Annotated in this window: 18 protein-coding genes; 5 read left to right on the top strand and 13 right to left on the bottom strand. The window is 65.2% G+C overall.

Annotated features, from left to right (window positions below; translation table 11 throughout):
- Window positions 1–18: 18 nt before the first annotated feature.
- From era to rpoZ, 7 genes are all read right to left on the bottom strand, one after another.
- A complete protein-coding gene (era, locus tag APS40_RS19615) occupies window positions 19–969 on the bottom strand; it encodes a GTPase Era (protein WP_055048654.1) in 951 nt (316 codons plus the stop codon).
- The gene (rnc, locus tag APS40_RS19610; protein ID WP_055048653.1) at window positions 966–1,670 is read right to left on the bottom strand and encodes a ribonuclease III; all 705 of its coding nucleotides are present in this window, start codon (window positions 1,668–1,670) and stop codon (window positions 966–968) included. Before rnc ends, era begins: the two co-directional genes overlap by 4 nt.
- Window positions 1,670–2,434, bottom strand: a complete 765-nt coding sequence (gene lepB, locus APS40_RS19605; RefSeq protein ID WP_236884139.1) for a signal peptidase I — start codon at window positions 2,432–2,434, stop codon at window positions 1,670–1,672. The genes rnc and lepB overlap by 1 nt, the downstream gene beginning before the upstream one ends.
- A 30-nt stretch (window positions 2,435–2,464) precedes the next feature.
- A complete protein-coding gene (acpS, locus tag APS40_RS19600) occupies window positions 2,465–2,884 on the bottom strand; it encodes a holo-ACP synthase (RefSeq protein WP_055048651.1) in 420 nt (139 codons plus the stop codon).
- A complete protein-coding gene (gene pyrE / locus APS40_RS19595) occupies window positions 2,881–3,465 on the bottom strand; it encodes an orotate phosphoribosyltransferase (protein ID WP_055048650.1) in 585 nt (194 codons plus the stop codon). The genes acpS and pyrE overlap by 4 nt, the downstream gene beginning before the upstream one ends.
- Window positions 3,462–5,735, bottom strand: coding sequence for a RelA/SpoT family protein (locus APS40_RS19590; protein WP_055048649.1), 2,274 nt, complete (start codon window positions 5,733–5,735; stop codon window positions 3,462–3,464). Before APS40_RS19590 ends, pyrE begins: the two co-directional genes overlap by 4 nt.
- Window positions 5,736–6,015: 280 nt before the next feature.
- On the bottom strand, window positions 6,016–6,384 hold the full coding sequence (gene rpoZ, locus APS40_RS19585) for a DNA-directed RNA polymerase subunit omega (protein WP_055048648.1): 369 nt from the start codon (window positions 6,382–6,384) through the stop codon (window positions 6,016–6,018).
- A 347-nt stretch (window positions 6,385–6,731) separates the two neighbouring features.
- Between rpoZ and APS40_RS19580 the strand changes: the two genes are divergently transcribed.
- The 3 genes from APS40_RS19580 (at window position 6,732) to APS40_RS19570 (ending at window position 9,084) form a co-directional block, all read left to right on the top strand.
- Window positions 6,732–7,343 (top strand): LabA-like NYN domain-containing protein, encoded by a 612-nt coding sequence (locus tag APS40_RS19580; protein ID WP_055048647.1) that lies wholly within the window; start codon window positions 6,732–6,734, stop codon window positions 7,341–7,343.
- A 117-nt stretch (window positions 7,344–7,460) separates the two neighbouring features.
- Entirely contained in the window at window positions 7,461–8,096 is a 636-nt protein-coding gene (locus APS40_RS19575) for a uracil-DNA glycosylase (protein WP_055048646.1), read from the top strand.
- 97 nt (window positions 8,097–8,193) lie between these two features.
- On the top strand, window positions 8,194–9,084 hold the full coding sequence (locus APS40_RS19570) for an alpha/beta hydrolase family protein (protein WP_055048645.1): 891 nt from the start codon (window positions 8,194–8,196) through the stop codon (window positions 9,082–9,084).
- 232 nt (window positions 9,085–9,316) lie between these two features.
- Here the strand turns inward: APS40_RS19570 and smpB are convergent, their stop codons facing one another.
- Together smpB and dapA are read right to left on the bottom strand one after the other, a co-directional pair.
- Entirely contained in the window at window positions 9,317–9,781 is a 465-nt protein-coding gene (smpB, locus tag APS40_RS19565) for an SsrA-binding protein SmpB (RefSeq protein WP_055049745.1), read from the bottom strand.
- Window positions 9,782–9,891: 110 nt separating this feature from the next.
- Entirely contained in the window at window positions 9,892–10,773 is an 882-nt protein-coding gene (gene dapA, locus APS40_RS19560) for a 4-hydroxy-tetrahydrodipicolinate synthase (RefSeq protein WP_055048644.1), read from the bottom strand.
- Between the two features lie 289 nt (window positions 10,774–11,062).
- Here dapA and APS40_RS19555 point away from each other — a divergent pair, with 289 nt between their 5' ends.
- The gene (locus tag APS40_RS19555; protein ID WP_082434542.1) at window positions 11,063–13,171 is read left to right on the top strand and encodes a lytic transglycosylase domain-containing protein; all 2,109 of its coding nucleotides are present in this window, start codon (window positions 11,063–11,065) and stop codon (window positions 13,169–13,171) included.
- 63 nt (window positions 13,172–13,234) lie between these two features.
- A complete protein-coding gene (locus tag APS40_RS19550) occupies window positions 13,235–14,179 on the top strand; it encodes an alpha/beta fold hydrolase (protein WP_055048642.1) in 945 nt (314 codons plus the stop codon).
- Between the two features lie 237 nt (window positions 14,180–14,416).
- Here APS40_RS19550 and APS40_RS19545 read toward each other — a convergent pair whose 3' ends face one another.
- The 4 genes from APS40_RS19545 to APS40_RS19530 form a co-directional block, all read right to left on the bottom strand.
- A complete protein-coding gene (locus tag APS40_RS19545; RefSeq protein WP_055048641.1) occupies window positions 14,417–15,745 on the bottom strand; it encodes a hypothetical protein in 1,329 nt (442 codons plus the stop codon).
- A gap of 130 nt (window positions 15,746–15,875) precedes the next feature.
- Window positions 15,876–19,265, bottom strand: coding sequence for an OmpA family protein (locus APS40_RS19540; RefSeq protein ID WP_082434541.1), 3,390 nt, complete (start codon window positions 19,263–19,265; stop codon window positions 15,876–15,878).
- A gap of 221 nt (window positions 19,266–19,486) precedes the next feature.
- A complete protein-coding gene (locus APS40_RS19535; RefSeq protein WP_156343002.1) occupies window positions 19,487–20,899 on the bottom strand; it encodes a hypothetical protein in 1,413 nt (470 codons plus the stop codon).
- A 291-nt stretch (window positions 20,900–21,190) separates the two neighbouring features.
- The gene (locus tag APS40_RS19530; RefSeq protein ID WP_082434540.1) at window positions 21,191–22,951 is read right to left on the bottom strand and encodes a tetratricopeptide repeat-containing sulfotransferase family protein; all 1,761 of its coding nucleotides are present in this window, start codon (window positions 22,949–22,951) and stop codon (window positions 21,191–21,193) included.
- Window positions 22,952–22,966 lie beyond the last annotated feature (15 nt).

Here is a 22,966-nt window from a genome sequence, read left to right as displayed (position 1 = left end):
GTCACGCCTCCGCGCGCTTCACTTCTGGTGCGGGTACTCCAGCCCCATCTCGCGATAGCGCTCGGGATCGTCGCCCCATTTCTCGCGAACCTTGACGAAGATGAACAGGTGCACCGGCACCTCGAAGATCTCCATCAGTTCCTTGCGCGCTTCGGCTCCGATCGCCTTGATGGTCTGGCCGCCGGCACCCAGGATGATCTTCTTGTGCGTGTCACGGGTGACGTAGATCAATTGGTCGATGCGGTACGAACCGTCCTTGTTGATGGTGAACTTCTCGCCCTCGACCGTGGCGTTGTACGGGATCTCGTCATGGACGCGCAGGAACAGCTTCTCGCGCGTCACTTCGGCGGCAGTGATCTGCAGCGTCAGGTCGGTGAGCTGGTCCTCCGGGAAGTGCCAGGGACCGAGCGGGATGCGCTCGAGCGCCCAGTCGAGGAAATCCTGCACGCCACTGCCTGATAGCGCCGAGATCATGAAAGTCCGCTCGAAGCGCAGCCGCCCGTTCAGGTCTTCGGCGAGCTTGAGCAGCTTTTCCGGCCTGATCAGGTCGACCTTGTTGAGCACCAGCACCTTGGGGTGCGGCACGTTCTCGAGGCCCTCCAGCAGCGCTTCGATCTCGGGGGTGACGCCACGTTCGGCGTCGACGATCAGCGCCACGAGGTCCGCATCGCCTGCCCCGCTCCAGGCTGCGTCCACCATGGCGCGGTCGAGCCGTCGCTTGGGGGCGAAGATGCCCGGCGTGTCGATGAAAACGATCTGGCCGTCGCCCTCGGTGACCACGCCTCGGATCATCGAGCGCGTCGTCTGCGCCTTGTGCGTGACGATCGAGACCTTGGTGCCCACCAGCGCATTGAGCAGTGTCGATTTACCGGCATTCGGCGCGCCGACCAGCGCGACAAAGCCGCAGCGGGTGTTTTCGCCCGCCACCGGCAGTTCGGCGGCTTCGGGCATTTCGTTCTTGTCGGTCATATGGTGTCGCGCCAGACCTTCTCTCGGATGAGGAAAGCCTCGGCGGCCTTGTGCTCGGCCAGCTTCTTGGAGGGGCCGGTGGCGGTGATGGCCGGGAAGTTGCCCAACCGCACCGCAATGGTGAATTCCGGCGCGTGATCGGGGCCGGTGCGTTCGATCTCGGCATAGAGCGGCGGCTCGAGCCCCCGGCCCTGCGCCCATTCCTGCAGTGTGGTCTTGGGGTCGGCGCGGACGTGGCCGGCATGGGCGAGTTGCTCGCCGAACAGCCGCTCGACGATCTCGTAGGCCTGGCCCAGGCCGCCATCGCAGAAGATCGCCCCGATCACCGCCTCGGCAATGTCGCCAAGGATGGCGTCCTTGTTGGCGCCGCCGGTGCGCGCCTCACTGTCGCCGAGGTTCATTTCGGAGCCGAGATCGAGCTGCCGGGCGATGGCCGCGCAGGTCTCCTTGCGCACCAGGGTATTCAGCGAGCGCGACAGCTCGCCTTCATTGGCCTTGGGCATCCGCCGATAGAGCATGTCGGCCACCACCAGACCGAGCACGCGGTCGCCGAGAAACTCGAGCCGCTGGTAGGAGCGCTCGATGCGCTTGCCAGGCGAGACGGCGCTCGAATGGGTCAGCGCCCGATCGAGCAGGTCCGGGTCGGCAAACCGATATCCCAGACGAGCCTCGAGCTTTTCGTGCGAACGTCCCTTCCCCATCAGTTCACGGACTGGAACATCCGATCCCAACGCACGTTGGCCGGCCATTCCCACAGCTGCCACGGCGGCAGGTTGTTCTTGATCGAGAAGAAGCGCGCCTCGGCCTTGCCGATCAGGTTGTCGAGCGGCACGTAGCCCACCTGGTTCAGCACCCGGCTGTCGGCAGAGCGGTCCCGGTTGTCGCCCATCATGAAGAAGTGCCCGGCGGGAACGACATACTCGGCGGTGTTGTCGAGCTGCTCGTTGTCGGAGATTTCCTGGATGGTGTGCTTGACGCCATTGGGCAGAGTTTCAGTGTAAACGATCACCGGCACGGTGGTCATGTAGCTGTCGGTGTCCTCGGCGGTGCCGATCTGCTCGCGCTCGACCATGGTGCCGTTGATGTAGAGGCGCCCCGCCTTCATCTGGATGCGGTCGCCCGGCATGCCAATCACCCGCTTGATATAGTCTTCGTTGGTGATTTCGTTGCGGAACACGGCGACATCGCCACGCTGCGGCTCGCTGCCGAAGAGGCGGCCGTTGAACGGCAGAGCGATCGGGAAGGAGTATTTGCCGAACCCCCAGGCCCACTTGTTGGCGACGAAATAGTCGCCGATCATCAGCGTCTGCTGCATCGAAGCCGTCGGAATCGAGAAGGGCTGATAGAGGAAGGTTCGGAAAATCAGCGCGATCGCCAGCGCCTCGATGATCACGATGATCGTCTCGAGCAGCTCGTTCTTCTTTTTGCCGGCCTTGGCTTCGGCTTTCGACATGGACTGGCTCATTTCTCGCCTCTGCCCCCAGGGGGCAAGTGGTTACGGGAGGGCCGCCGCCTGGTCAACCGGCAGCGCCTCGATAATGACGAACGCCTGCGCCATGCCGCCGTCGTCGGTAATGGTCAGGTGGATATGTGGCTTGTGACCGGCCGGAACAAGCCGCTCCAGAATGCGGGCAGCGCCATTGGTCAATTTCATGGTCGGCTTGCCCGAAGGGAGGTTCACGACGCCCATGTCGCGCCAATAAACGCCGAAACTAAGGCCGGTCCCCAGGGCCTTCGAGCAGGCTTCCTTGGCGGCGAAGCGCTTGGCGTAGGACGCGGCGCGCTGCGCCCGGCGATCGGATTTCTGTCGCTCGAGCTCGGTGAAGATCCGATGCGTGAAGCGATCGCCATAGCGCTCCAGAGTCTTCTCGACCCGCTTGATGTCGCACAGGTCGTTGCCGAGACCGATGATCATGACAGCCCCCTCGACCCCGGCTTGACCGCCGGGATGGCCGCGAGTTCCGGCGGCAGGGCATCGGCCGGATAGGCCGGCACCTTGTACTGGACCAGCGAGACCAGCGGCACGCCGACTTCGGCTTCACCGGCAGACCGGTCGATCAGGCACGCAGCGGCCACCACATTCGCGCCGGTCTTGCGGATCGCCTCGATGCACTCACGGATCGAGATACCAGTCGAGACGATGTCTTCGACGATGATCACCTTTTCGCCGGGTTGCAGTTCGAAGCCGCGGCGCAGTTCGAACTTGCCCTCGACGCGCTCGGTGTAGATCGCCGGCACCCCAAGGTGTCGCGCCGTCTCGTAGCCCGGAATGATGCCGCCCACCGCCGGAGAGACGATCTGGCTGACGTCACCATAGCCTTCGGCGCGAATCTTCTGCGCCAGGGCGCGGCAGAGCTTCTCTGCTTTGGCCGGGTGCATGAACACCTTGGCCTTCTGCAGGAAGATCGGCGAGCGCAAGCCGGAGGAGAGGATGAAATGCCCCTCGAGCAAGGCGCCGCTCTCGCGGAACAGGTCCAGTACTTCGTCGGTGGTCACGCGGGCTCCTCTTGCCGTTCGGGCGCAGTCCATTCCAGCCGATCCAGCGAGCGCGCCTCGGCGACACTGGCGCGCTGTACGTCAGAAATCCCGGCCGCCAGCTTCAGCGAGTTCAGCACATCGGTGAGCTGGGCGAGGTCGCGGACCTCGATCTGGAAAATGAACCGATGGAAATCGGGCGATTCCATGCGCATCACCAGATTATGGATGTTGGCCTCGCAGGCCGCAATCACCGTGGAGATCTGCGCCAGCGATCCGGGCTTGTTCTGCGCCTGCATGGAGATGACGCAGGGATGATCGCGCTCCTCGCGCCCGGCGATGTCCCAACGCACGTCGATCCAGGCGACGTCGCTGTCGTAGAGCTCGGACAGGGCGTCGGAGTGGATCGGGTAGATGGTGATCGGGGTATCGGGCGTCATGATGCCGACCAGTCGATCGCCCGGCACCACGCCTTCGGGCGAAACCTCGACACGGGTGTTGAAATCGAGTTGGGTCAGCGCCGCCTTGGCGCGCGGACCGGAGCGCGGATTGCCCGGGACGCGGAAGCGGAACTCGTCCGTGGCCTTGAGCGCGAACCAGCCTTCGGCCTTGTCGGGCACCGGCAGGTCGATCTTCTTGCGCCGCCGCTTGATCCCCTTCACCTCCATGACCTGGGTGTCGAGCTCCTCGCCGCCGATCTTGCCTTCGCCCAGTGCAATCAGCAGGTCGCGCTTGCCGGGCTGACCGAGACCTTCGGCCAGCACCTTGAACTCACCGTCGTCGAGGCCGGTGCCCTCGCGCTCGAGCAGCATCGAAACCATATGTTCGCCCAGCGCATAGGCGCGGGCCTGCGCCTGCTGGCGCACGGCGCGGCGGATCGCGGCCCGCGCTTTGCCGGTGGCGGCGATGGTCTCCCAGTTCGACGGCGGCAGGTGGTTCTGATCGCGGATGATCTCGACCTCGTCGCCCGAGCGCAGTTGCGTCACCAGCGGGACGATCTGTCCATTGATCTTGGCGCCGACGCAGGTGTCGCCGATATCGGTGTGCAGCGCATAGGCGAAATCGATCGGGGTGCCGCCGCGCGGCAGCGCGATCAACCGGCCCCTGGGCGTGAAGCAGAACACCTGATCCTGGAACAGCTCGAGCTTGGTGTACTCGAGGAAATCCTCGGTCGAGGAGCCGGCCGTCAGATGGCTGATGGTGGAGCGCAGCCAGACGAAGGCCTTGCTCTCGTTCTCGATCTTGTGGATGTCGGTGGCGCCCTCCTTGTAAAGGGCATGCGCGGCGATGCCGAGCTCGGCGATACGGTGCATCTCCTCGGTGCGGATCTGCAGCTCGGCGCGCTGCCGCCCTACCCCGACGATGGTGGTGTGGATCGAGCGATAGTCGTTATGCTTGGGGACCGAGATATAGTCCTTGAAGCGGCCCGGAACGACCTTCCAGTTGGTGTGGACGATCCCCAGCGCACGATAGCAATCGGCTACCGTCGGCACGATCACCCGGAAGCCGATCATATCGGACAGCTGCTCCAGCGCGATCTGCTTGCGCTCGATCTTGGTGAAGATCGACCAGGGTGACTTCACCCTCGCCGACACCCTGGCATCGATGCCGTCGCCCTTCAGCTTTTCGCTGAGCTCGGTCCGGATGGTCTTGATGGTGTCGGCGAATTCCGACTTCATCTCGTCGAGGCGGTCGGTGATCGCCTTGTAGTGGTCGGGCTGCAGCACCCGGAACGCCAGGTCCTCGAGTTCCTGGCGCATGTCCTGCATGCCCATGCGGCCGGCCAACGGCGCATAGATATCCATCGTCTCGGTGGCGATGCGCTTGCGCTTGTTTTCCGGCATGAAGTCGAGCGTGCGCATGTTGTGCAGCCGGTCCGCGAGCTTAACCAGCAACACCCGCACATCGGCGGAGATGGCGAGGAGCAGCTTTCTGAGGTTCTCGGCCTGCGCCTCCTCGCGCGTCACCAGTTGCAGCCGCTCGATCTTGGTCAGCCCGTCGACGATGGCGCCGATCTCGGGGCCGAACAACTGATCGATCTCGGCGCGGGTCGCATCGGTATCCTCGATCGTGTCGTGCAGCAGGGCCACTGCGATCGAGGCATCGTCGAGCTTCAGATCGGTGAGAATGGCGGCAACTTCGAGCGGGTGGGCGAAGTACGGGTCGCCCGAGGCGCGCTTCTGCGTGCCATGCTTCTGCATGGCATAGACATAGGCCTTGTTGAGCAGCGCCTCGTCGGTATTGGGGTTGTAGGCCTGGACCCGTTCGACGAGTTCGTACTGACGCATCATAGGGTTGCCGCACTCTCCTACGCGGCCCCGCCTCGGCGGCTTACGTCGCAACGGCGCGAGATTGCCCGGAACCGTCCCAGAGCATCTCACCGTTATTCTGAAACGGTGAGATGCTCCAGGTCTTTGGTTTGGTCACGTTCTCGAACCGGAAAAGTCTGCAACTTTTCCTGAAAACGCTCCAGGACACTTCCTGATCCCGCGCGAGCGACGATGCAAACAAAAAGGCGCCGGGCGGAAACGCCCGACGCCTCAAGACTATATATGCGAGATCAGGCGACGATCAATCGTCGCGACGCTCCGGCGGGGCGAGAGATTCGATACCGCGCAGCAGTTCGTCTTCCGAGATGGTATCGAAGGTGTCGCTGTCTTCGTCGGCGTTGGCATCGAGCAGCGGCGCAGCGTGCTTCTCGGGCTCGTCGACCTCGACATATTTCTGCAGCGAGTGAATCAGATCCTCGCGCAGGTCCTCGGGAGAAATGGTGCCATCGCCGATCTCGCGCAACGCCACGACAGGGTTCTTGTCGTTGTCGCGATCGACGGTGATCGACGAGCCGGCCGAGATCATGCGAGCGCGGTGCGCGGACATCAGCACGAGATCGAAGCGGTTCTCGATCTTTTCAATGCAGTCTTCGACGGTGACGCGGGCCACGTACGTCTCCAGGATGTTGTGGGATCAAGGGGTCCTCATACACGAGCCGACCGATGGGAGCAAGGTTCTCGCCCCCGCTACACAACAGCGTGTTTTTGCCACAACCAAGCGCGATCTACGCAGTTTTTGTTTCGTGTGACGAAACAATGACTTGGGCTCATAACTCGAAACCCGACCGGCTCCCTCCAAATTTATGGGGATTGCAAATTCCCGGGATTAAGCGCGTATTCCGAACTTAGGGAGCGGACCACGCCTTAAATAGGCTACCCTTCGATCCTAGCGGTAAGCCAACGATAGTTTATGCCGGGCAGCCTGAGAGGCCGGCCGCCCCGGTCAGGAGAACGGGCATGTCAATTGATCCGCGCGAGAAGACAGTTCTCTTCATCGATGGGGCCAATCTCTACGCCACCAGCAAGGCCATAGGCGTCGACATCGATTACCGGCGGCTGCTCGCCGAGTTTCAGTCCAAGGCCTACCTGCTGCGCGCCTACTACTACACCGCCCTGGTCGAAGACCAGGAATACTCCTCGATCCGACCGCTCATCGATTGGCTCGACTATAATGGCTTCACCGTCGTCACCAAGCCGGCCAAGGAGTTCACCGATGCGTCGGGACGCCGGAAGATCAAGGGCAACATGGACATCGAACTTACCGTCGATGCCCTGGAGATGAGCCAGTACTACGATCATCTGGTGCTGTTCTCCGGCGATGGCGATTTCACCGCTCTGGTCGCGGCGCTGCAGCGCAAGGGCAAGCGTGTCACGGTGGTTTCGACGCTGACCACGCCGACCCCGATGATCGCCGACGACCTGCGCCGACAGGCGGACTTCTTCATGGATGTTGCCGATCTGGCCAAGACCGTGGGACGTACGCCGCCGCCCGAGCGCGCGTCGGCACCCGCGGAGCGCGCCGCCCCCGTCGACCGCGCCATGGCGACGGCGGACCACAAGGGCAGTTGAGTTCCCCGGCATTCTCGTTCGACCGGCGGGCAATGCTGGAATCGCTTGATTGTCGCGCGCGCGCGCCGGAAAAGTCGGGAGACCTTTCCCTCATGCTGCTCCACTCGACGGTACCCATTGCCCGAAACCAACCCGCCGCACGACTGCCCGCGCTGCCCGCGTCTCGTGGCGTTTCGCCACGACAACCAGCGCGCCTACCCGGATTTCTTTAACGCGCCGGTGCCGACCTGGGGGGATGAGCATCCAGGCCTGATGATCGTCGGCCTCGCGCCTGGCCTCAAAGGGGCCAACCGCACCGGCCGCCCGTTCACCGGGGACTATGCCGGCGACCTGCTCTACGCCACGCTCAAGAAGTTCGGACTCGCCACCGGGCACTACCGGCAGCGCCCCGATGACGGGCTGGAATTGCAGCACGTCCTCATCGCCAACGCGGTGCGATGCGTGCCGCCACAGAACAAGCCGACCGGCGACGAAATCAAAACCTGCCGGCCGTTTCTCGGCGCCGCAATCGCCCATCATCGGCCGCGCGCCTTCCTGGCACTCGGCCGTATCGCCCACGATTCACTGCTGACGACCCTGGGGGAAAAGCGCGCCAGGTTCGCGTTCGGCCATGGCGCCGAACACCGGCTTTCTGGCGGCGCCACACTGTTCGACAGCTATCACTGCTCGCGCTACAACACCAATACCGGGGTGCTGACCACGCAGATGTTCGAGGATGTGGTGGGGCGCGCGGCCGCAGCGATCCGGGGATGAACGGCCCTCATCGACATCCGGCCTTCGTTGACATCCGCAGATTCCGGATGACAACCTTCTCACGCTGTTTTTCTCAACACTCCAAAAGGAAGCGCCTATGCATGCCGTGAAGACCGGACTGTCGATATTGGCCGCCTCGTTCGCCCTCTTGGCCGGAACGGCCGCGCAGGCGGAGACAGTGAGCGAGGTCACCGTGATGAACGGCGCCCGCGCCGTGCCGGCGACGGTGGTGGTTCCGGACGGCGAGGGCCCCTTCCCCGCGGTGGTGATGAACCACGGTCACGGTGGCGGCAGGCAGGAAGGCGGCGGCTTCACCCGCCTCGCCAAGGCGCTGGCGGATGCCGGCATCCTGACCATCCGCATGGATTTCCCCGGTAGCGGCGACAGCAAGGAGTCCTTCACCGAGGGCTACCTCAGCAACATGATCTCGGACTCGAACGCCAGCCTCGCCTACCTGCTGGCGAACTTTCCCGCCGACCCGAACCGACTGGGTATTCTCGGCTACAGCATGGGCGGCCGGATCGCGCTGACCATCGGCGAATCCGAAGGCAACCCCTACAAGGCGATGGGCCTGCTCGCTCCATCCGCCAATCCGGGCAAGGACCTGCTGCTGTTCTTCGCCGGCGGATCGGAAGCCGAGTACGAGCGACTCTATGCCGAAGCTTCCAGCGACAAGGGCTATGCCGACTACACCACAATGTTCGGGCAGCAGCAGAAGCTGAGCAAGCAATGGTTCGACGAGCTTCTCGCTTCGAAGCCGCTCGAGAGCATCAGTGCCTACAAGGGCGCCATGCTGGTGGTGCACGGCGACAAGGACGAGGTGATCAAGCCGGCCGAGAACGAGGCCGTCGTCGCCGCCTACCCCGCCGCCTCGATCGTGCTCGTCCCCGAGGCTGATCACGGTTATGGCTTCTACAGCGACCAGCCCGAAGTCAGCGCCCTGGTGGAGAGTTCGTTCGCGAAGTTCTTCAGCGAGGCGCTGAAGTAAGGAACAACTCGACAATGCGAGGCGATGGAAAGGGAGCAGACTGCCCCCTCCCATCCTCCCCCATTATGGGGGAGGTGCCCCTCTGGTGCATTTGGCGCGATCGAAGACAGAGCCTCGACTCTTCACCTCCCCCTTTATGGGGGAGGCCGGGAGGGGGCAGTCTCTCTCGGTCGGGAATTGCGACTAAAGACCTGGCCTTATCCAATGCCCAGCGACAGCGAACGAGGCGGGACTACCCTCGCCCGCCTTCTTTCATGATCCGCGACTTGTCACGGTTCCAGTCGCGGTTGCGCTCGGTCTCGCGCTTGTCGTAGCTCTTCTTGCCCTTGCCGACGCCGATCAGCAGCTTGGCGCGGCCCTGCTCGTTGAAATAGAGCTTCATCGGCACGATGGTGTTGCCGGCGCGTTCGACATCCTGGCTGAGGCGCGCCAGTTCCTTCTTTTTCACCAGCAGCTTACGTGGGCGCTTCTCTTCGTGGTTGAAGCGGTTGGCCTGCAGGTATTCCGGGATGTGGGCATTGATCAGCCACAACTCGCCGCGCTCCGGCGAAGCGTAGGCCTCGGTGATCTGGGCCTTGCCGGTGCGCAGCGACTTCACCTCGGTGCCGGTCAGCACGATGCCAGCCTCGAGCGTGTCGGTGATCTCGTAATCGTAGCGGGCCCGGCGGTTTTCCGCGATCGGGCCGGTGACGATCATCGCCGGTTTGTTGGGTAACTTGGCCATGGTTTCCGAGCGAATGGTGTTTGGCGAATAGCGAATAGCCAAACAAGCGGCCGCGGGGCGTCCCCCTATTCGCTACTAGCTCCTTAGTTGGGCAGCAGGCCCGCGTGCGACAAGGCCGCGTCGATCGCCTTTTCGTTGTCCTTGGACACCGGCACCACCGGCAGGCGGAACTCGTTGCGGCAGAGCCCGAGCCGGGCCGCCGCATATTTCACACCACCCGGATTGTTCTCGAGGAACAACGCCTTGTGCAGCGGGAACAGCTTGTCCTGCAGCGCCAGGGCTTCGGAGAAATTGCCCTGCTGGCAGGCGTTCTGGAACAGTGCGCTGAGGCGCGGTGCGACATTGGAGGTCACCGAGATGCAGCCGTGGCCGCCATGCGCATTGAAGCCGAGCGCCGTGACATCCTCGCCCGAGAGCAGGATGAAATCTGCCCCCAGACGCATGCGCTGCGCACTGGCCCGCTCCATGTTGGCGGTGGCATCCTTGACGCCGAGGATGTTCGGATGCGCCTCCTTGAGGCGCACGATGGTGTCGACACTGAGATCGACCACCGTGCGGCCCGGTACGGAATAGAGCACGATCGGCAGCGCCGTCGCCGACGCTACGGCGGAGAAGTGCTGGAACATCCCTTCCTGGGTCGGTTTGTTGTAGTAGGGCACGACCGATAGCACGGCGTCGGCACCGACATCCTCGGCAAAGCGCGCCAGCGACACGGCCTCGGCCGTCGAGTTCGAGCCGGCGCCGGCGATCACCGGCACGCGCTTTGCCGTCACCTCGACACAGATCTCGATGACACGACGGTGCTCTTCATGGCTGACGGTCGGGCTTTCGCCGGTGGTGCCGACCGGCACCAGCCCGTGCGAACCCTCGTTGATCTGCCAATCGACGAAGTTGCTGAAGGCTTTCTCGTCCAGCGCCCCGTTCGCAAACGGAGTGATGAGCGCTGTGATCGAACCTCGCAACATTTCGGGTCAGTTCCTCGTCGTATGGCGCCGCCCCTTGGCGGTCGCAGCTGTGGTTGGTGGGGCCATGTGGCCAGAACATGGCCACATCCCGATCATCGGGGGGCCACAATCGCGCACCATAGTTTTTCTCGTGCGGCGCGACAAGCAAGCTGTCGATAGAGGGCGCGGCGTACACCCACAAGGACCGAGTGGCTAACCAAACGTTCACGCGCCGCGTGCAAAGTCTGGGGCACTGCAAGGGCGGGGGCACCTTGTTGGACTTCTATTGCGGACCAACAGGACGGTTACCATGGTTGTTGCGAGAGGCGCGGGACGCCTGATCGCTGCAGGAGTTGTCGCCCTTGGCGTGCTCGGCGCTGCAACGCTGCCGATCGTGCTGTCGCGCGCCAACGACTCGACCAGTGCCGATGTGGTGGTGCCGGTCGCCCGGCCAACCCCGCTGATGCCCGCGGTGCAGGCCTCGCTGGTCGATCCGGTGACCACCGGCTCGATCGAAAGCAAGCCTCAGGCCAGTGCGCCGTCAGCGTCGAGCCAGTTCACCCAGGCCCTCGACCTGCTTGCCGAAGGCAAACAGCCGGAAGCCTATGAGCTGGCTCGCAGCCTCACCGATGCGGTGGAGCGCCGAGCCGTTCAGTGGGCGGCAATCTACTATGGCAATGGCGAGGTTCCGGCGGCCTCGGTGCAGGACTTCATCGCCGACGCGCCCGATTTTGCCAAGGGCGCCGTGTTCAGGACGCGACTGGAGCAGGCTTTGCTCCGCGAAAAAGCCGACGGCCCGACGCTGATCAAGCAACTGGGCGGCGCCATGCCCAACACGCTTGCAGCGCAGATTGCTCTCGCCGAAGCCTATCTCGCAGCCGGGCAGAAGGACCGGGCCACCCGCATCGCCCGCGCCATCTGGACCGAGAACTTCCTCGACAAGGCGACCGAAACCCGGGTGCTCGACAAGCTCGGAAGCCTGATCGATCGCGAGGCGCATTGGGCGCGGGCGGTGCACCTGATGATGCACGACCGCGCCAGCGGCGTCGAGCGGCTGATGCCATACATGACGTCGGCGCAGAAATCGCTGGCCGTCGCCCGCAACGCCGTGTCGCGCAACGCCAAGGATGCCAAGAAGCTGCTCGACGCGGTCGATCCTTCGATGCGCACCAACTCGGTCTATCAGTTCAGCCGGGCCCAGCGCGCGCGGCAGTTCGAGCTGTGGGACGAGGCCATCAACTGGCTCGACAAGGCCAAGGGCATTCCGCCCGACGCAGAAGAATTCTGGTACGAACGCCGGGCGCTCGCCCGCCAGTTGCTGGCGCTGGGCGAGGTGAAGCGCGCCTATCGCGCCGCCGACGGCTATCGCGAAGGGCCGGAAGGCCGGTTGGTGGAAGCGCATTTCCACGCCGGCTGGATCGCGCTGGCTTTCCTCAAGGATGCGAAAGCCGCCGCGCCGCATTTCGAGGAGATGACGAAGCACTCGACGCTGCCGGATTCGGTGACGCAGGCCAATTATTGGCTCGGTCGCGCCCGACAGGCGCTGGGTGACGAGGCCGGGGCCAAGGAGGCCTTCACCAAGGCTGCCGCGTTCGGGACGATCTATTACGGCCAGCTCGCCCGCTCGGCCCTCGGCAAGTCGTCGACCGAACTCCGCGACATGCCGGCATGGAAAGAGGCCGAGGCCGGCTTCGAAGGCCGCGAGCTAGTGCGGGCCGTGCGGGCCCTCGCCGATAACGGCCACAAGGAGCTCGCCGTCCCCCTGCTGCGCAGTTTCGCCGATGGCTTCACCGACGGCGCCGACCTGTTACTGGCAGCGCGCCTCGCTCAGACGCTTGACGCGCACCACCTGGCCATCGCCATCGCCGACACCTCCGAGAAGCGTGGCATTCCGCTCGATCTGTTCAACTTCCCCAAGGATGGCCTGCCCAGCACCAAGCTGGCCTCGATGGACCACGCCGCCATCTACGCGATCACCCGGCAGGAGAGCCGGTTCCAGGTCGACGCCATCTCGTCGGCCGGTGCCCGCGGCCTGATGCAGCTGATGCCGGCAACCGCCAAGGAAACCGCCGGGAAGCTCGGGGTGAAGTACTCGGCGAGCCGCCTCACCAGCGACGCTGAGTACAATACGTTGCTCGGCTCGACCTACCTCAAGGCGCAGCTCGAACGCTTCGATGGTTCGCTGCTGCTTGCCGCCGCTGCCTACAACGCCGGCGCCGGCAACGCGCGCAAATGGGTGAAGACATTCGGCGATCCGCGCTCCGACGCGATCGACCCCGTGGTGTGGGTGGAATTGATCCCGGTGCAGGAAACCCGGACCTATGTGAAGCGGGTGCTGGGCAACTACCTGGTTTACCGGGCGCGGCTCGGCAAGGACGACGTGAGTATCGGCGAAGCGCTGCGCAAGATCCCCGGCTGATCGACAACAGGTGGGAATTGCGCAACCGGCACTTCGGGTGTCGCCAAACTCTGCTATTGCTCGATGATGTTCTCGCGCCCGCGCCTGCCGCCTGACGACCATCCGAGCTTCGCTGCCCTGCCGGTGACCCGGTACACCGTCGGGCCGGCGGACGAGCAGGTGGCGGTGCACATTTCAGGGCGGCTTGCGGTGGGGCGCGTTCCCCTGGTCTGCGTGCCCGGTTACCAGCGCAACATGACCGACTTCGCGGATTTCGCGAACCGCTTCCATAGCGTCTATGGCGACGACTGGCCGGTGGTGCTGGTCGACCTCAAGGGTCGCGGCCGCTCCTCGGATCGGACCGACAAGTCGCGCTACATCTCGACCGTCGACGCCCTCGATCTGATCCAGGTGCTGGCGGCCCTGGCGGTCGATGGCGGCATCTTCGTCGGCCAGGGCTATGGCGGCCAGGTGGTGATGGCACTGGCGGCAGAGCGCCCCAAATCGGTGCTGGGCGCCGTTCTCGTCGATGCCGGACCGGTCTCCGACCCGCGTGGCCTGGTCCGCCTGCGCAACAATCTCAGAGATCTCGAGGGAAACCGCTCCGAAGCGGGCTTTCGCACCATGGCGCGCCGTATGCTGGCGCCGGACTATCCGGCCGCGCCGGAAGGGCTGCTGGACGTCCTCGCGGCCCGCACCCATTATCTCGACAAGCGCAACCGGGTTCGCGCCCTGTTCGACGCGCACCTGGCCAAACTGCTCGAAGCCTTCGAGCACGACGATATCCTGGTGCCGCAGTGGCCGCTCTATGAGGCATTGGCCCATTCGCCGCTGCTGCTGATGCGCACGCAACTGACCGAGCAGCTTCGCCGCGAAACCTTCGAGGAGATGCTGCGCCGCCGGCGCGATGCCGAGGGCTACGTGATCGAAGGCTCGGGGTCCCCTGCCCTGCTCAATACCGACGAAGATGTCGGCCCGATCGCCGAGTTCGTCCGGCGGCTGCTGAAGCGCCGCCCCAAGGCCGCCTGAGCCGGACTAGATCGTTTCACCGCTCGACGCTGCAAAGGCACGGTCCCTTGGTCTGGCCGGCCCCGTGCCCAACCACCGGGTCATTCCCGAGAAAGCGGGACCCTCTGTTTTCTTGGCCTTACGCACCATCGCAAACGGAGCTCCCCGCTTTCGCGGGGATGACCCGGTGATGGAGCCGGTAAGCGGTGCTGAGGTCCCTCAATGTCCCCGGCCGATCAACCTGGGCCGTGAGACGCCCTAGTTGCCGGCCGCTGCCTTCGCGGTCGCCAGCGTGGCAGCGATTTCCCGCGCCTGCTCGCGCCAGTGCTCGCGACCGATGCGGCCGCTGATGCCCAGATGCGTCTCGATCCACGCAGCGTTCTCGTCGGTCAGCTCGGCGATCTGGTCGAAGTGGTAGAGCCCAAGCCGGTTGAGAGCGGTCTCGATGATCGGGAGGATGCCGATCACATGGGTCAGGTCGTCCTTGGCGCCAAGGCGTGGACCGGCGAGCCCCTCGGGTTTGCCCGGTGGCTCGCCGCTGTCGAGGCCGACCGCCAGCTCTGCGGCCCGCGCCGCGGAAGAGACGGCAGCGCCCGAGGCGCGCACGGCTTCGTCGGCAGCAAGCTCGGGCAACTCGGCCCTGCGTACCTTGGCGACAGTGGCGCGACGGGGCGACCAGTTGCCCTCGATCGCCCGCATGGCCGCCGCTTCATCGTCTTCGGCGGTGGTGGTGGGTGCCACAGCTGCATCCAGAGGCGCCGGCCCATCGCTATCGGAGGCCTCATCCGGGCGCAGCGGGTTGGCGACGTTCGCAGCGTCCGTGGGCTCGGCGAGCACCGGCGCGGCGTCGACATCGACATCCTTGCCCGCGGAACCATCGGGCTCCCCGAGCGCCGGATCGATCGCGACCGGCTCGCCTGCGGGCGGCTGTTCCGCGGGCGGCGCCAGGCTCGGCTGGGCGGGCGCCGCATCGTCGGCGACGAGCGGAACAGTCTCGGCGGCGGTGACCGGTAGCGGCTGCAGCGCAACGACGGCAGGCGTCGGCTCGGGATCGGCAGCTGCCCTCTCGACCGGAAAAGGAATGACCTCTGCGCTTGCACCGGTGGCAACCGACGCCGCAGGCGCCACTGCCGCGGCGCGCGGATGCGCTATGGCGCGACCCGAGGTTGTCGCACCGGCGACGCGTGCCGGCGCCATCTGTTCGGTGGGCTTTGCCGCCGCGACATCCGGCAGGGGCGCGATGCGGGGAATGTGGATCGCGGGTGCCAGGGCCCCGGGCTGGTCGCCTGCGAGGGCCAGCAGCGCTTCGGTAAAGTCGGGCGCCGGCACATCTGCTGGAGCTGCCGGCGCCGGCGTCTTCACCACCTCGGCGATCACCGGCGCCGCAACGAGGGCCGGGGTGACACCTTGCGACGTTCCGTCGGCCGGCGCAGCCGCCGGGCTGGCGACAGGCGGAACGACGCTCGTCGCCCTGCCGCGCGCCAGTCGCACGAAAACCAGCCGCGCCAGCGAGCCGATGACCGCTCCACAGAGGAACGCCACCAGCAGCAGCATGGCGATCTCAAACAGGTGCGCAGGATTCAGCATGCCGCCGCCTTATCCTTTACGCGCGCCAACCGACAGCCAGCCGGTGCCGAGGCCGATGACAGCGGCGCCAAGCACGAACGGCCAGTACACTTCGAGCAGGTAGATCAACGAATCCAGGCTCATCGCTTCGCTACTCGTCGGCCAGGGTGAACACGATGCGACGGTTCGCCTGCTTGCCGGCCCGCGTCTCGTTGCTGGCGATGGGCAGGCTCTCGCCGTAACCGATGGCATAGAGGCGCTCGGGGCCGATGCCTCGCAGGATCAGCGCATCGACGACCGCCTCGGCGCGCGACACCGACAGGGCCAGGTTGGCGTCGTCGTCCCCGTCGGCATCGGTGTGGCCTTCGACATTGACGGTAGCCTCCGGGCAAAGCGCCAGGTAACCCGCGAGCTCATCGATGACCGGCAGCGATTCCTCGGCCATCCGGGCGCTTCCCGACTGGAAGGTAATGGCGTTGCGGGCAGCGAGCGCGCCGACCTTGTCGCGGCAGACGTCAAGCGGCGGCAACAGCGTCACGCTGGTCTCCCACTGCTCGAGCGCGGGTGCTGCGGCAAGCGCCGCCAGTGCTGCCTGTCTCGCCGTGTCGCTTTCGGCACGACCGACAAGCACCCACTTGTCCCCGTCGAGCCCGAACTCGCCGTCGGCCAAGAGGCTCAGGGCCCGGCTGCCGGCATCCGCATTGGCGGCAAAATCCGCCGGCAGGTTGGGGTCGATCGCAAGGCTGTCGGACGGCTCCTCACCAGTGATGGCCGCCAGCTGCTGGCGCGTCGGCTCGGCCGGTACTGCTCCCGAAAGGACCAAAGTGCCGCCGAGCGCCTTCTTCGCGTCGAACCGATAGTTGCGGACGACCGGCTCCGCCGGCGAGGCTGCCTCCGGTGCGACCGACGCAACAGTCTCGGCGGGTTGCGGATTGCTGGCCGGCGCTGCCTCTGCTTCGATTTCCGGCTCGGCGGCAGTCACCGCATCAGTCGCCGGCTCCGCGGCCGCCGTGTCGGCAGTCTCATCGGGCTGGGTAGCCTCGGTTGCAGCTTCCTCCGCCCGACCTGGATCTGCCTCTATCGACGGCGCGGCGACCTCAGTGGCCTCCTCCGCGGGGGCGGCCTCAGGCAGCGCAGCCGGCTGCGTCGGCTCGGCCAGCGCCTGCGTCCAGCCGGCGCCGCCATCCGAAGCGGCAGCGAGGGCCGCCTTCGCCGCGTCGGCATCGGCGGCGGTCAACGGCTGCCCGGAGAGCGACCAACCCGTGCCGTCATACTTCACCTCGCCGCTCTCGAGCTTGAGCAGAGCATCGAGGCCGGCCAGGGAATCAGGAATGAAGCCCTGCGGTTCGCCCGAGCCGACAAGCGTCGTATCGGCGGCGATCTTGCCGGCCCGTACGGCCGCAAAGCGACGCATCTGCTCGGTCGGCACGTAACCGGAAAGCGACACGCTGCCGTCCGAGGCCTTGGTGGCCGACCAGACGAACGGCGTTACCACCGGCGCTGCATCGGCCGCCTGGATGGCGACGTGCCAGCCCGAAATGTCGGTGGCGGCGCGCAGCCCCGCCTCGACGGCGTAGCGCGCCGTGGTGGTCGGCAGCTTGCCGCTGAGCGACCAGTTGCCGGCTGACAGTGCCAGCGTCCCCTCGTCCATCGCGAGGAGGGCATCGAGACCGGCGATGGAGGACGGAATGAACCCCTCCGGTGCACCGGCGCCCAGCGCCGTGCCATCGACGACGGCTGCTCCAACATGCGCCACGAGGTAGCGTTTCAACTGTTCGGTCGGCACGAACCCGCCGAAGGTAATGGTGCCGTTGGCTGATTTCTGCGCCCGCCAGACATACGGCTCGACCACCGGCAGAGCGGCAGCCCTGGCCGCCTCCGGGAGGCTGACCGCATAGGTCCAGCCCGCCGCCCTGAGCCCGGTCGCGGCGAACGCCGACTCGGCGGCAAACGCCTCCTGCGGGGTATCGACTGCGCCGCTGAGGCTCCAACTGGCGCCGTCGTAACTCACCTTGCCGCTATCGAGCAGCGCCAGCACGCCAAGGGCCTTGACCGCAGCGGCTTCGAAATCGGCAGGGTTGCCGTCGGCCACGACCATGGTATCGGTCGTCGCCGCAGGCAACTGTCCCAGCAATGCCTTGCGGACGGCGGCGTTCGGCACATAGCCCGACAGCGAGAACTGTCCGCTCGCCGTCTTCTCGGCGGTGAAGGTGAATGGCGTCGCCAACGGTGGCTTGACGGTCGTGCCGGCGAGGATCAGGCCCTGCGGGGCGCCGAGTTCGAGCCGCGTCTCGATGGCGGTGAAATCGGCGACGGTTGCCGCGCGCCCTTCCACCGAAATCACGGTGCCCTGGATGGTCGCATGACCTTCGCTCATCCGGCGCAACGTCTCGATGACGAAGTCGACGCCCGATTCGAAGCGCTCGGGCGCGCCGCGCCCCAGCTCCAGGCCGGCGGCATCGACATTGTCCAGCGCTTCCAGCCGATCGCGCAGCGCAGCGTCCGGAACGAAGCCGTCGAGCACGATGCCATCGGGACCGCGCTCGGCGCTCAGCCAATACTCGGCAACCTGCGGCGGACCGAGGGTCACCGCGGCACCCGAGGGCGTCATAGCGACACGCACCGTTTCCGCCGTCGCGGTATCGGCAGGCGAGCCGGTCAGCGCTAAAGCACCGTCGGAGATATCGGCGCTACCACTCTCCAACTTCAACAGATTCTGGACCAGCAGCTTCGCCGAAGCCGCGAACCCGGCGGGAGCACCGGACGCCAGAACCAGGCTGGTGGACACCGTTCCGGCGGGGACCAGCGCTTCGAGTTCGCGGGTAAGGTCCTCGCTCGGGGTCGCGCCGGACAAGGTGAGCCGGTGGCCGTCATACTCGGCGTGCCACTCGAACGGCGAGCGCAAGGCCGGCTGCACTTCCCGATAGGCGAGTTTCACCGACGCCGGAGCCGCGGCGGCACTTTCAAGGGCTTCATAGGCTTCCGCGGATCTGGCGCGGCCCGAAATGGTGAGGTCCAGGTCGGCGAGGGCGACCTCCCCTTCGTCGAGCTGACTGGCATAATGCAGCGCATACTTGGCCGCGGCGATCCAGCTCGCGCGATCGGGAGCGCCGGACATCGGCCGGGTCTCGTCTCGCACCCCCTCCCCTGCAGCGGCAATGATCTCGGCCCGCGCCGCCTCGTCCGGAATGCCGCCAGTCACGGTCACCACCCCACCATCGACCGTGGCGATGAGCGGGAACGGGCTCGCATACTCGGCAAGCACGACACCCGAGGTGACCGAGCGCACGCCATGCACGGCGGCAACCCTGGCGACCGCTTCGTCGATCATCGCCTGGGCGGTTGCGGTGCCCGTGATGGTGGCATCGCGCATATCGAAGCTGACGGTCGCCCAGTCATGCTGTGGATCGGAGAGAACGGCTTCTGCCCGCGCGGCAAGATCAGGCTGAACGGCGTTACCGCTCGTCGCGACAGCGGCCGCTGTGCCGCCGACAACCGTGACGAAAGCTGGTACGCCCCAGCGCAGGAAAATGCCGCTCATGCCGTCCCCGGATCAATCAAACCAGCCGGCGCGACGCCGACGACGAGCCATAGCGCCAATCGCTGAATCGGAGAAGTGCGTCAACGCCACTGACAATTACCGAATGTCAGGATGAACGGATAAGTGAGGTCAAGTGAACGAAGCCTGACAGCCTCGTGATCCCCCAAAGCAGAAAGGCCCGGCTGACGCCGGGCCTTTCCGATCCGATTGGGCCGTAAGGCCTACTCGAAGGTCTTCTTGAACTCGGACTCGATCTTGTAGCCCACGTCCGGCAGAGCCGGGTTGTTCGTGGTGCCGACCGTGCCCTTGAGCGAGGCGGTGTACCCGCCACCCGGAGCCCAGTCGATCTTGGCCGAGCCGTAGACCGAGTCGGTGCCGGCCAGAACGTCATTGTTCACGTAGCCGATTTCGCCGGTGAGGGTGATCGTCTCGGTGACAGCAGCCGCAACGCCTGCCGCAACCTGGTACGAGTCCGAACCGATGGTGTCGTTGTGGAACCAACGAGCGCCGAGGTTCAGCGTCACGCCTTCCGAGACGGTCACGCCAACCGAGCCGCTAGCGCCGTAGTGCGTATCGACATCGTCGTTCACAGCCTCAAAGGCAGCCGCGAGGGTGAACATGTCGAAGGTAGCGGAAGCGGAAGCGAGAACGTTCCAGTAGTCGGTGCTGGCGATATCATCGTGACCATAGGCACCAGCCAGCACGACCTTGAAGTTGTCAAACGTGCCAGCGAAGCCAGCATGCAGACCCCAAGCTTCGACCTCACCATCGAGCACGCCAGCGGCGGCCGCAGTGACGTGAGCCGAGATGCCTTCACCGGCGTAAGCGATAACACCGACGGCGGTACCAGCGCCACCAAGCGGGGCCTGCACGCTATCGAGATCTTCAAGGCCAGCGCTAACGGTGAAGCCGTTGCCCAAGTCGGACTTGACCTGGATCACCATGCCGCCGTCGTCGAGGCCATCAGTGCCGGCCAGCGGACCCCAGCTCACGCCCTTGTCAACGTCAGCCGAGTTGAACAGGTCGAGCCAGGTCAGGGGCTCGTCGTCGCCCTTGTTCATGATCGAGCCCTTCTTGCCCGCCATGATCACAGTCGAGTCGCCGATCGAAACGTAGGCCTCGTCCAGAATGACCGAACCCGGCCCCTCGACTACACCCACCGGATTGCCGTTGATGTCGAATGCAACGCCCTCGTCACCAGTGGTGGAGCCGCCGTAGTACTTCAGACCTTCGTCATCAACGCGAGCGTCGGTGACCTGCTTCAGCTTCAGCACGGCCTTGGCCGGGCCAAAATCCGAGTCGGCGGTCGCGACAAACTTGATCCAAGCGTCAAAGCGCGAGCGCCAGTCATTAAGATCGTTGCCGCCGATGCCAAGGCCAACGCCGCCGTCGGCCGGGGTGGGGACGACCACTGCGTCGCCAACCGTCTCAGAACGGAAATCACCCCAGGTGAACTTGTACTTCACTTCACCGGTGATCTGCAGGCAGTTGGTGTCGGACGAGATCGTCAGACCCGACAGGCCCAGCGAGTCGCAAACGTCGAGCGACGTCAGAACGCCGAGATCGGCCGCAAAGGCGCCGGTCGAGAGACCCGCTGCCGCCACAGAACCCAGAAGAAGGCTCCTGATTTTCATTATTGACCTCCAAAGTCAGTCATTCGTTTTGCCAGTTGCCCGGCGGCTTGTCGAAACGCGACCACACTTTTGTGTGTGTTGCCGTCGCGTTTGCGACCGACAAACGATCCCATGCATGGATTCGCATTAGCCACTCTACGCAGGAGTTCGGGAGGCGCAATCGCAGAATGGCTGAATTGGGGCAAGGCCAGGGTGGTTGCAGACTGCGTGTTGCAAATTCGGCACAGGTTTGGAAACGAGCCGTTAACACTTGCCGTCCGGAGCGCGCTCGGGAGGCGCCGGCTCCCAACCTCAGGTCCAAAGGTCGGGGTATTGCTGCCGCCAGGCCGCCATGTGGGCCAAGTGGTTCGCAGTTCGCTCGTCGCTCGACCAATCATCCAGTTGGGGTTCAGGCGACGCAGCAGTTAGAACCGCGTCATCCCAGGCAAGACCACATGTACCAAGCACCTTCTCGGCGAGGGCGTGCCGGTCGGCCATCAGCGCGCCGACGTCGAGATCATGGACAAAGCCGGGAAAGCGTTCGTGCCAGTCGGCCATCAGTTGCATGTAAGCCGCATGATAGCCGCGCAGCTCGGCCAGATCGTTCGCGTACTCGAACCCGGCGCCGGTGAGGAGCTTCTCGAATATGGCGACACGGTGATCCGCCGCCGGACGAACGCAGTGGATGATGCGGGCTTGAGGCAGAGCGAGGCGGATGATCCCGAGATGATAGTAGTTCGACGGCATCGTATCGACGACACGCCGGCCGTCCGGCACCAGCTTGCCTGCTTGTCTGAGGTACGCCTCCCCAAGCTCGGCAAACCGCTCAGGGGCGATCGCCGATAGCGGAGCGCCATTGGCGCTCTGGAGCAAACGGCGGACCAGCAGGCCCATGGTCGGAAGTTCGCCGGCACCGGCCACCAGGGGATGGGAGGCAAGGAGGGCCTCGAGCGTGGTCTTGCCTGAGCGAGGCAAGCCGACGATGAAGATCGGCTCCGCCCCGGAGGACGCGGCGCTTTGCCTCCCGTCATCAACCTCCCGGAAGCGCTCGACGGTCGCCTTCATGAACTCGACCTCGCGACTCCACGAGAAGGTGAGCCGCTGACGCTGCATCCGATTTGCCTCGACGAATACCGCGATCGAGTCGACGTGGTCTCCGATGTCCGCCAAAGCCTTGCCCAGTCCGAAGCCAGCGAAGATGCGATCCTCCGCGGGAGCGCTCTCCGAACGGATCAGGCGTTCCATCGCCTCGATGGCGCTGCCACGCTGCCGATGCCGCATCACGGTGGCGCGCTGCAGATGCGCCTCCCCGTAGGTCGGCCTTATTGCAAGGGCACGGTCGAAACCCGAAATCGCGCTCCGAATGTCCCCAAGCGCATAAAGCGCGCGCGCTCGTTGCAGGTGCAGGCCTGCGTCGTTGGGGTTATTGGCCAATCCCGCGTCGAGCAGCGCGAGAGCCTCCTCCGAACGGTGCTGGTCGATCAGGATGAACCCGAGATTGCGGTAGGCATCGACAAATTGGGGGCGCAGTTCGATCGTCCGGCGGTAGGCCACCTCCGCCGCGAGGTGATCGCCCGCCTGACGCAGCGCGCCGGCCAACCGGTACTGAAATGTCGCCTCGGTCGGCCGTATCTCGGCGGCTCGGCGATATGCCTCGGCAGCGTCGTCGAAGCGCCCCAGCGCCCGGCTGGCCATGCCAAGATTGGCATAAGCTTCCGCCGAGCCCGGATTGATCGCCACGGCACGGCGCAGCACCTCCACGGCCTCCTCGTGCCGGCCCGCACTGGTCAGCGCCACACCCATATTGCCCAGATACTGGGCGTTGGCGGGTTCGGCCTGCAGCGCCACGGCAATGTGGCGGATGGCGGTGGCCGGCTCGCCCTGCTGCAACTGCGCAAGACCAAACAGATGGTTGGCCGCCGGGTGCTTTGGGTCACGACGCAGGATCTGCCGGTAAAGTTCGGCAGCTTCACTGCCTCGGCCGGCCTGATGCAGTTCCAGGGCGCGCCGCAGCATGTCCTCAAGTGTCGGGCTCTGCGAACGGTTGCGGGAGGTGTGACGGGAGGAGGACATGGGTCCTTGCTAATG

This window comes from Devosia sp. A16, from assembly GCF_001402915.1.
Taxonomy (GTDB): Bacteria; Pseudomonadota; Alphaproteobacteria; order Rhizobiales; family Devosiaceae; genus Devosia_A.
Note: the sequence above shows the minus strand (reverse complement) of the source record. Positions and strands in the feature narration are given on the sequence as shown.

Coding starts and splice junctions, on each gene's coding strand:
- rnc (WP_055048653.1), bottom strand. CDS start 1,670: ATGGGGAAGGGACGTTCGCACGAAAAGCTCGAGGCTCGTCTGGGATAT.
- lepB (WP_236884139.1), bottom strand. CDS start 2,434: ATGAGCCAGTCCATGTCGAAAGCCGAAGCCAAGGCCGGCAAAAAGAAG.
- APS40_RS19535 (WP_156343002.1), bottom strand. CDS start 20,899: ATGAAAATCAGGAGCCTTCTTCTGGGTTCTGTGGCGGCAGCGGGTCTC.
- APS40_RS19540 (WP_082434541.1), bottom strand. CDS start 19,265: ATGAGCGGCATTTTCCTGCGCTGGGGCGTACCAGCTTTCGTCACGGTT.
- acpS (WP_055048651.1), bottom strand. CDS start 2,884: ATGATCATCGGTCTCGGCAACGACCTGTGCGACATCAAGCGGGTCGAG.
- dapA (WP_055048644.1), bottom strand. CDS start 10,773: ATGTTGCGAGGTTCGATCACAGCGCTCATCACTCCGTTTGCGAACGGG.
- smpB (WP_055049745.1), bottom strand. CDS start 9,781: ATGATCGTCACCGGCCCGATCGCGGAAAACCGCCGGGCCCGCTACGAT.
- APS40_RS19590 (WP_055048649.1), bottom strand. CDS start 5,735: ATGATGCGTCAGTACGAACTCGTCGAACGGGTCCAGGCCTACAACCCC.
- APS40_RS19580 (WP_055048647.1), top strand. CDS start 6,732: ATGTCAATTGATCCGCGCGAGAAGACAGTTCTCTTCATCGATGGGGCC.
- APS40_RS19570 (WP_055048645.1), top strand. CDS start 8,194: ATGCATGCCGTGAAGACCGGACTGTCGATATTGGCCGCCTCGTTCGCC.
- era (WP_055048654.1), bottom strand. CDS start 969: ATGACCGACAAGAACGAAATGCCCGAAGCCGCCGAACTGCCGGTGGCG.
- APS40_RS19530 (WP_082434540.1), bottom strand. CDS start 22,951: ATGTCCTCCTCCCGTCACACCTCCCGCAACCGTTCGCAGAGCCCGACA.
- APS40_RS19545 (WP_055048641.1), bottom strand. CDS start 15,745: ATGCTGAATCCTGCGCACCTGTTTGAGATCGCCATGCTGCTGCTGGTG.
- APS40_RS19550 (WP_055048642.1), top strand. CDS start 13,235: ATGATGTTCTCGCGCCCGCGCCTGCCGCCTGACGACCATCCGAGCTTC.
- APS40_RS19555 (WP_082434542.1), top strand. CDS start 11,063: ATGGTTGTTGCGAGAGGCGCGGGACGCCTGATCGCTGCAGGAGTTGTC.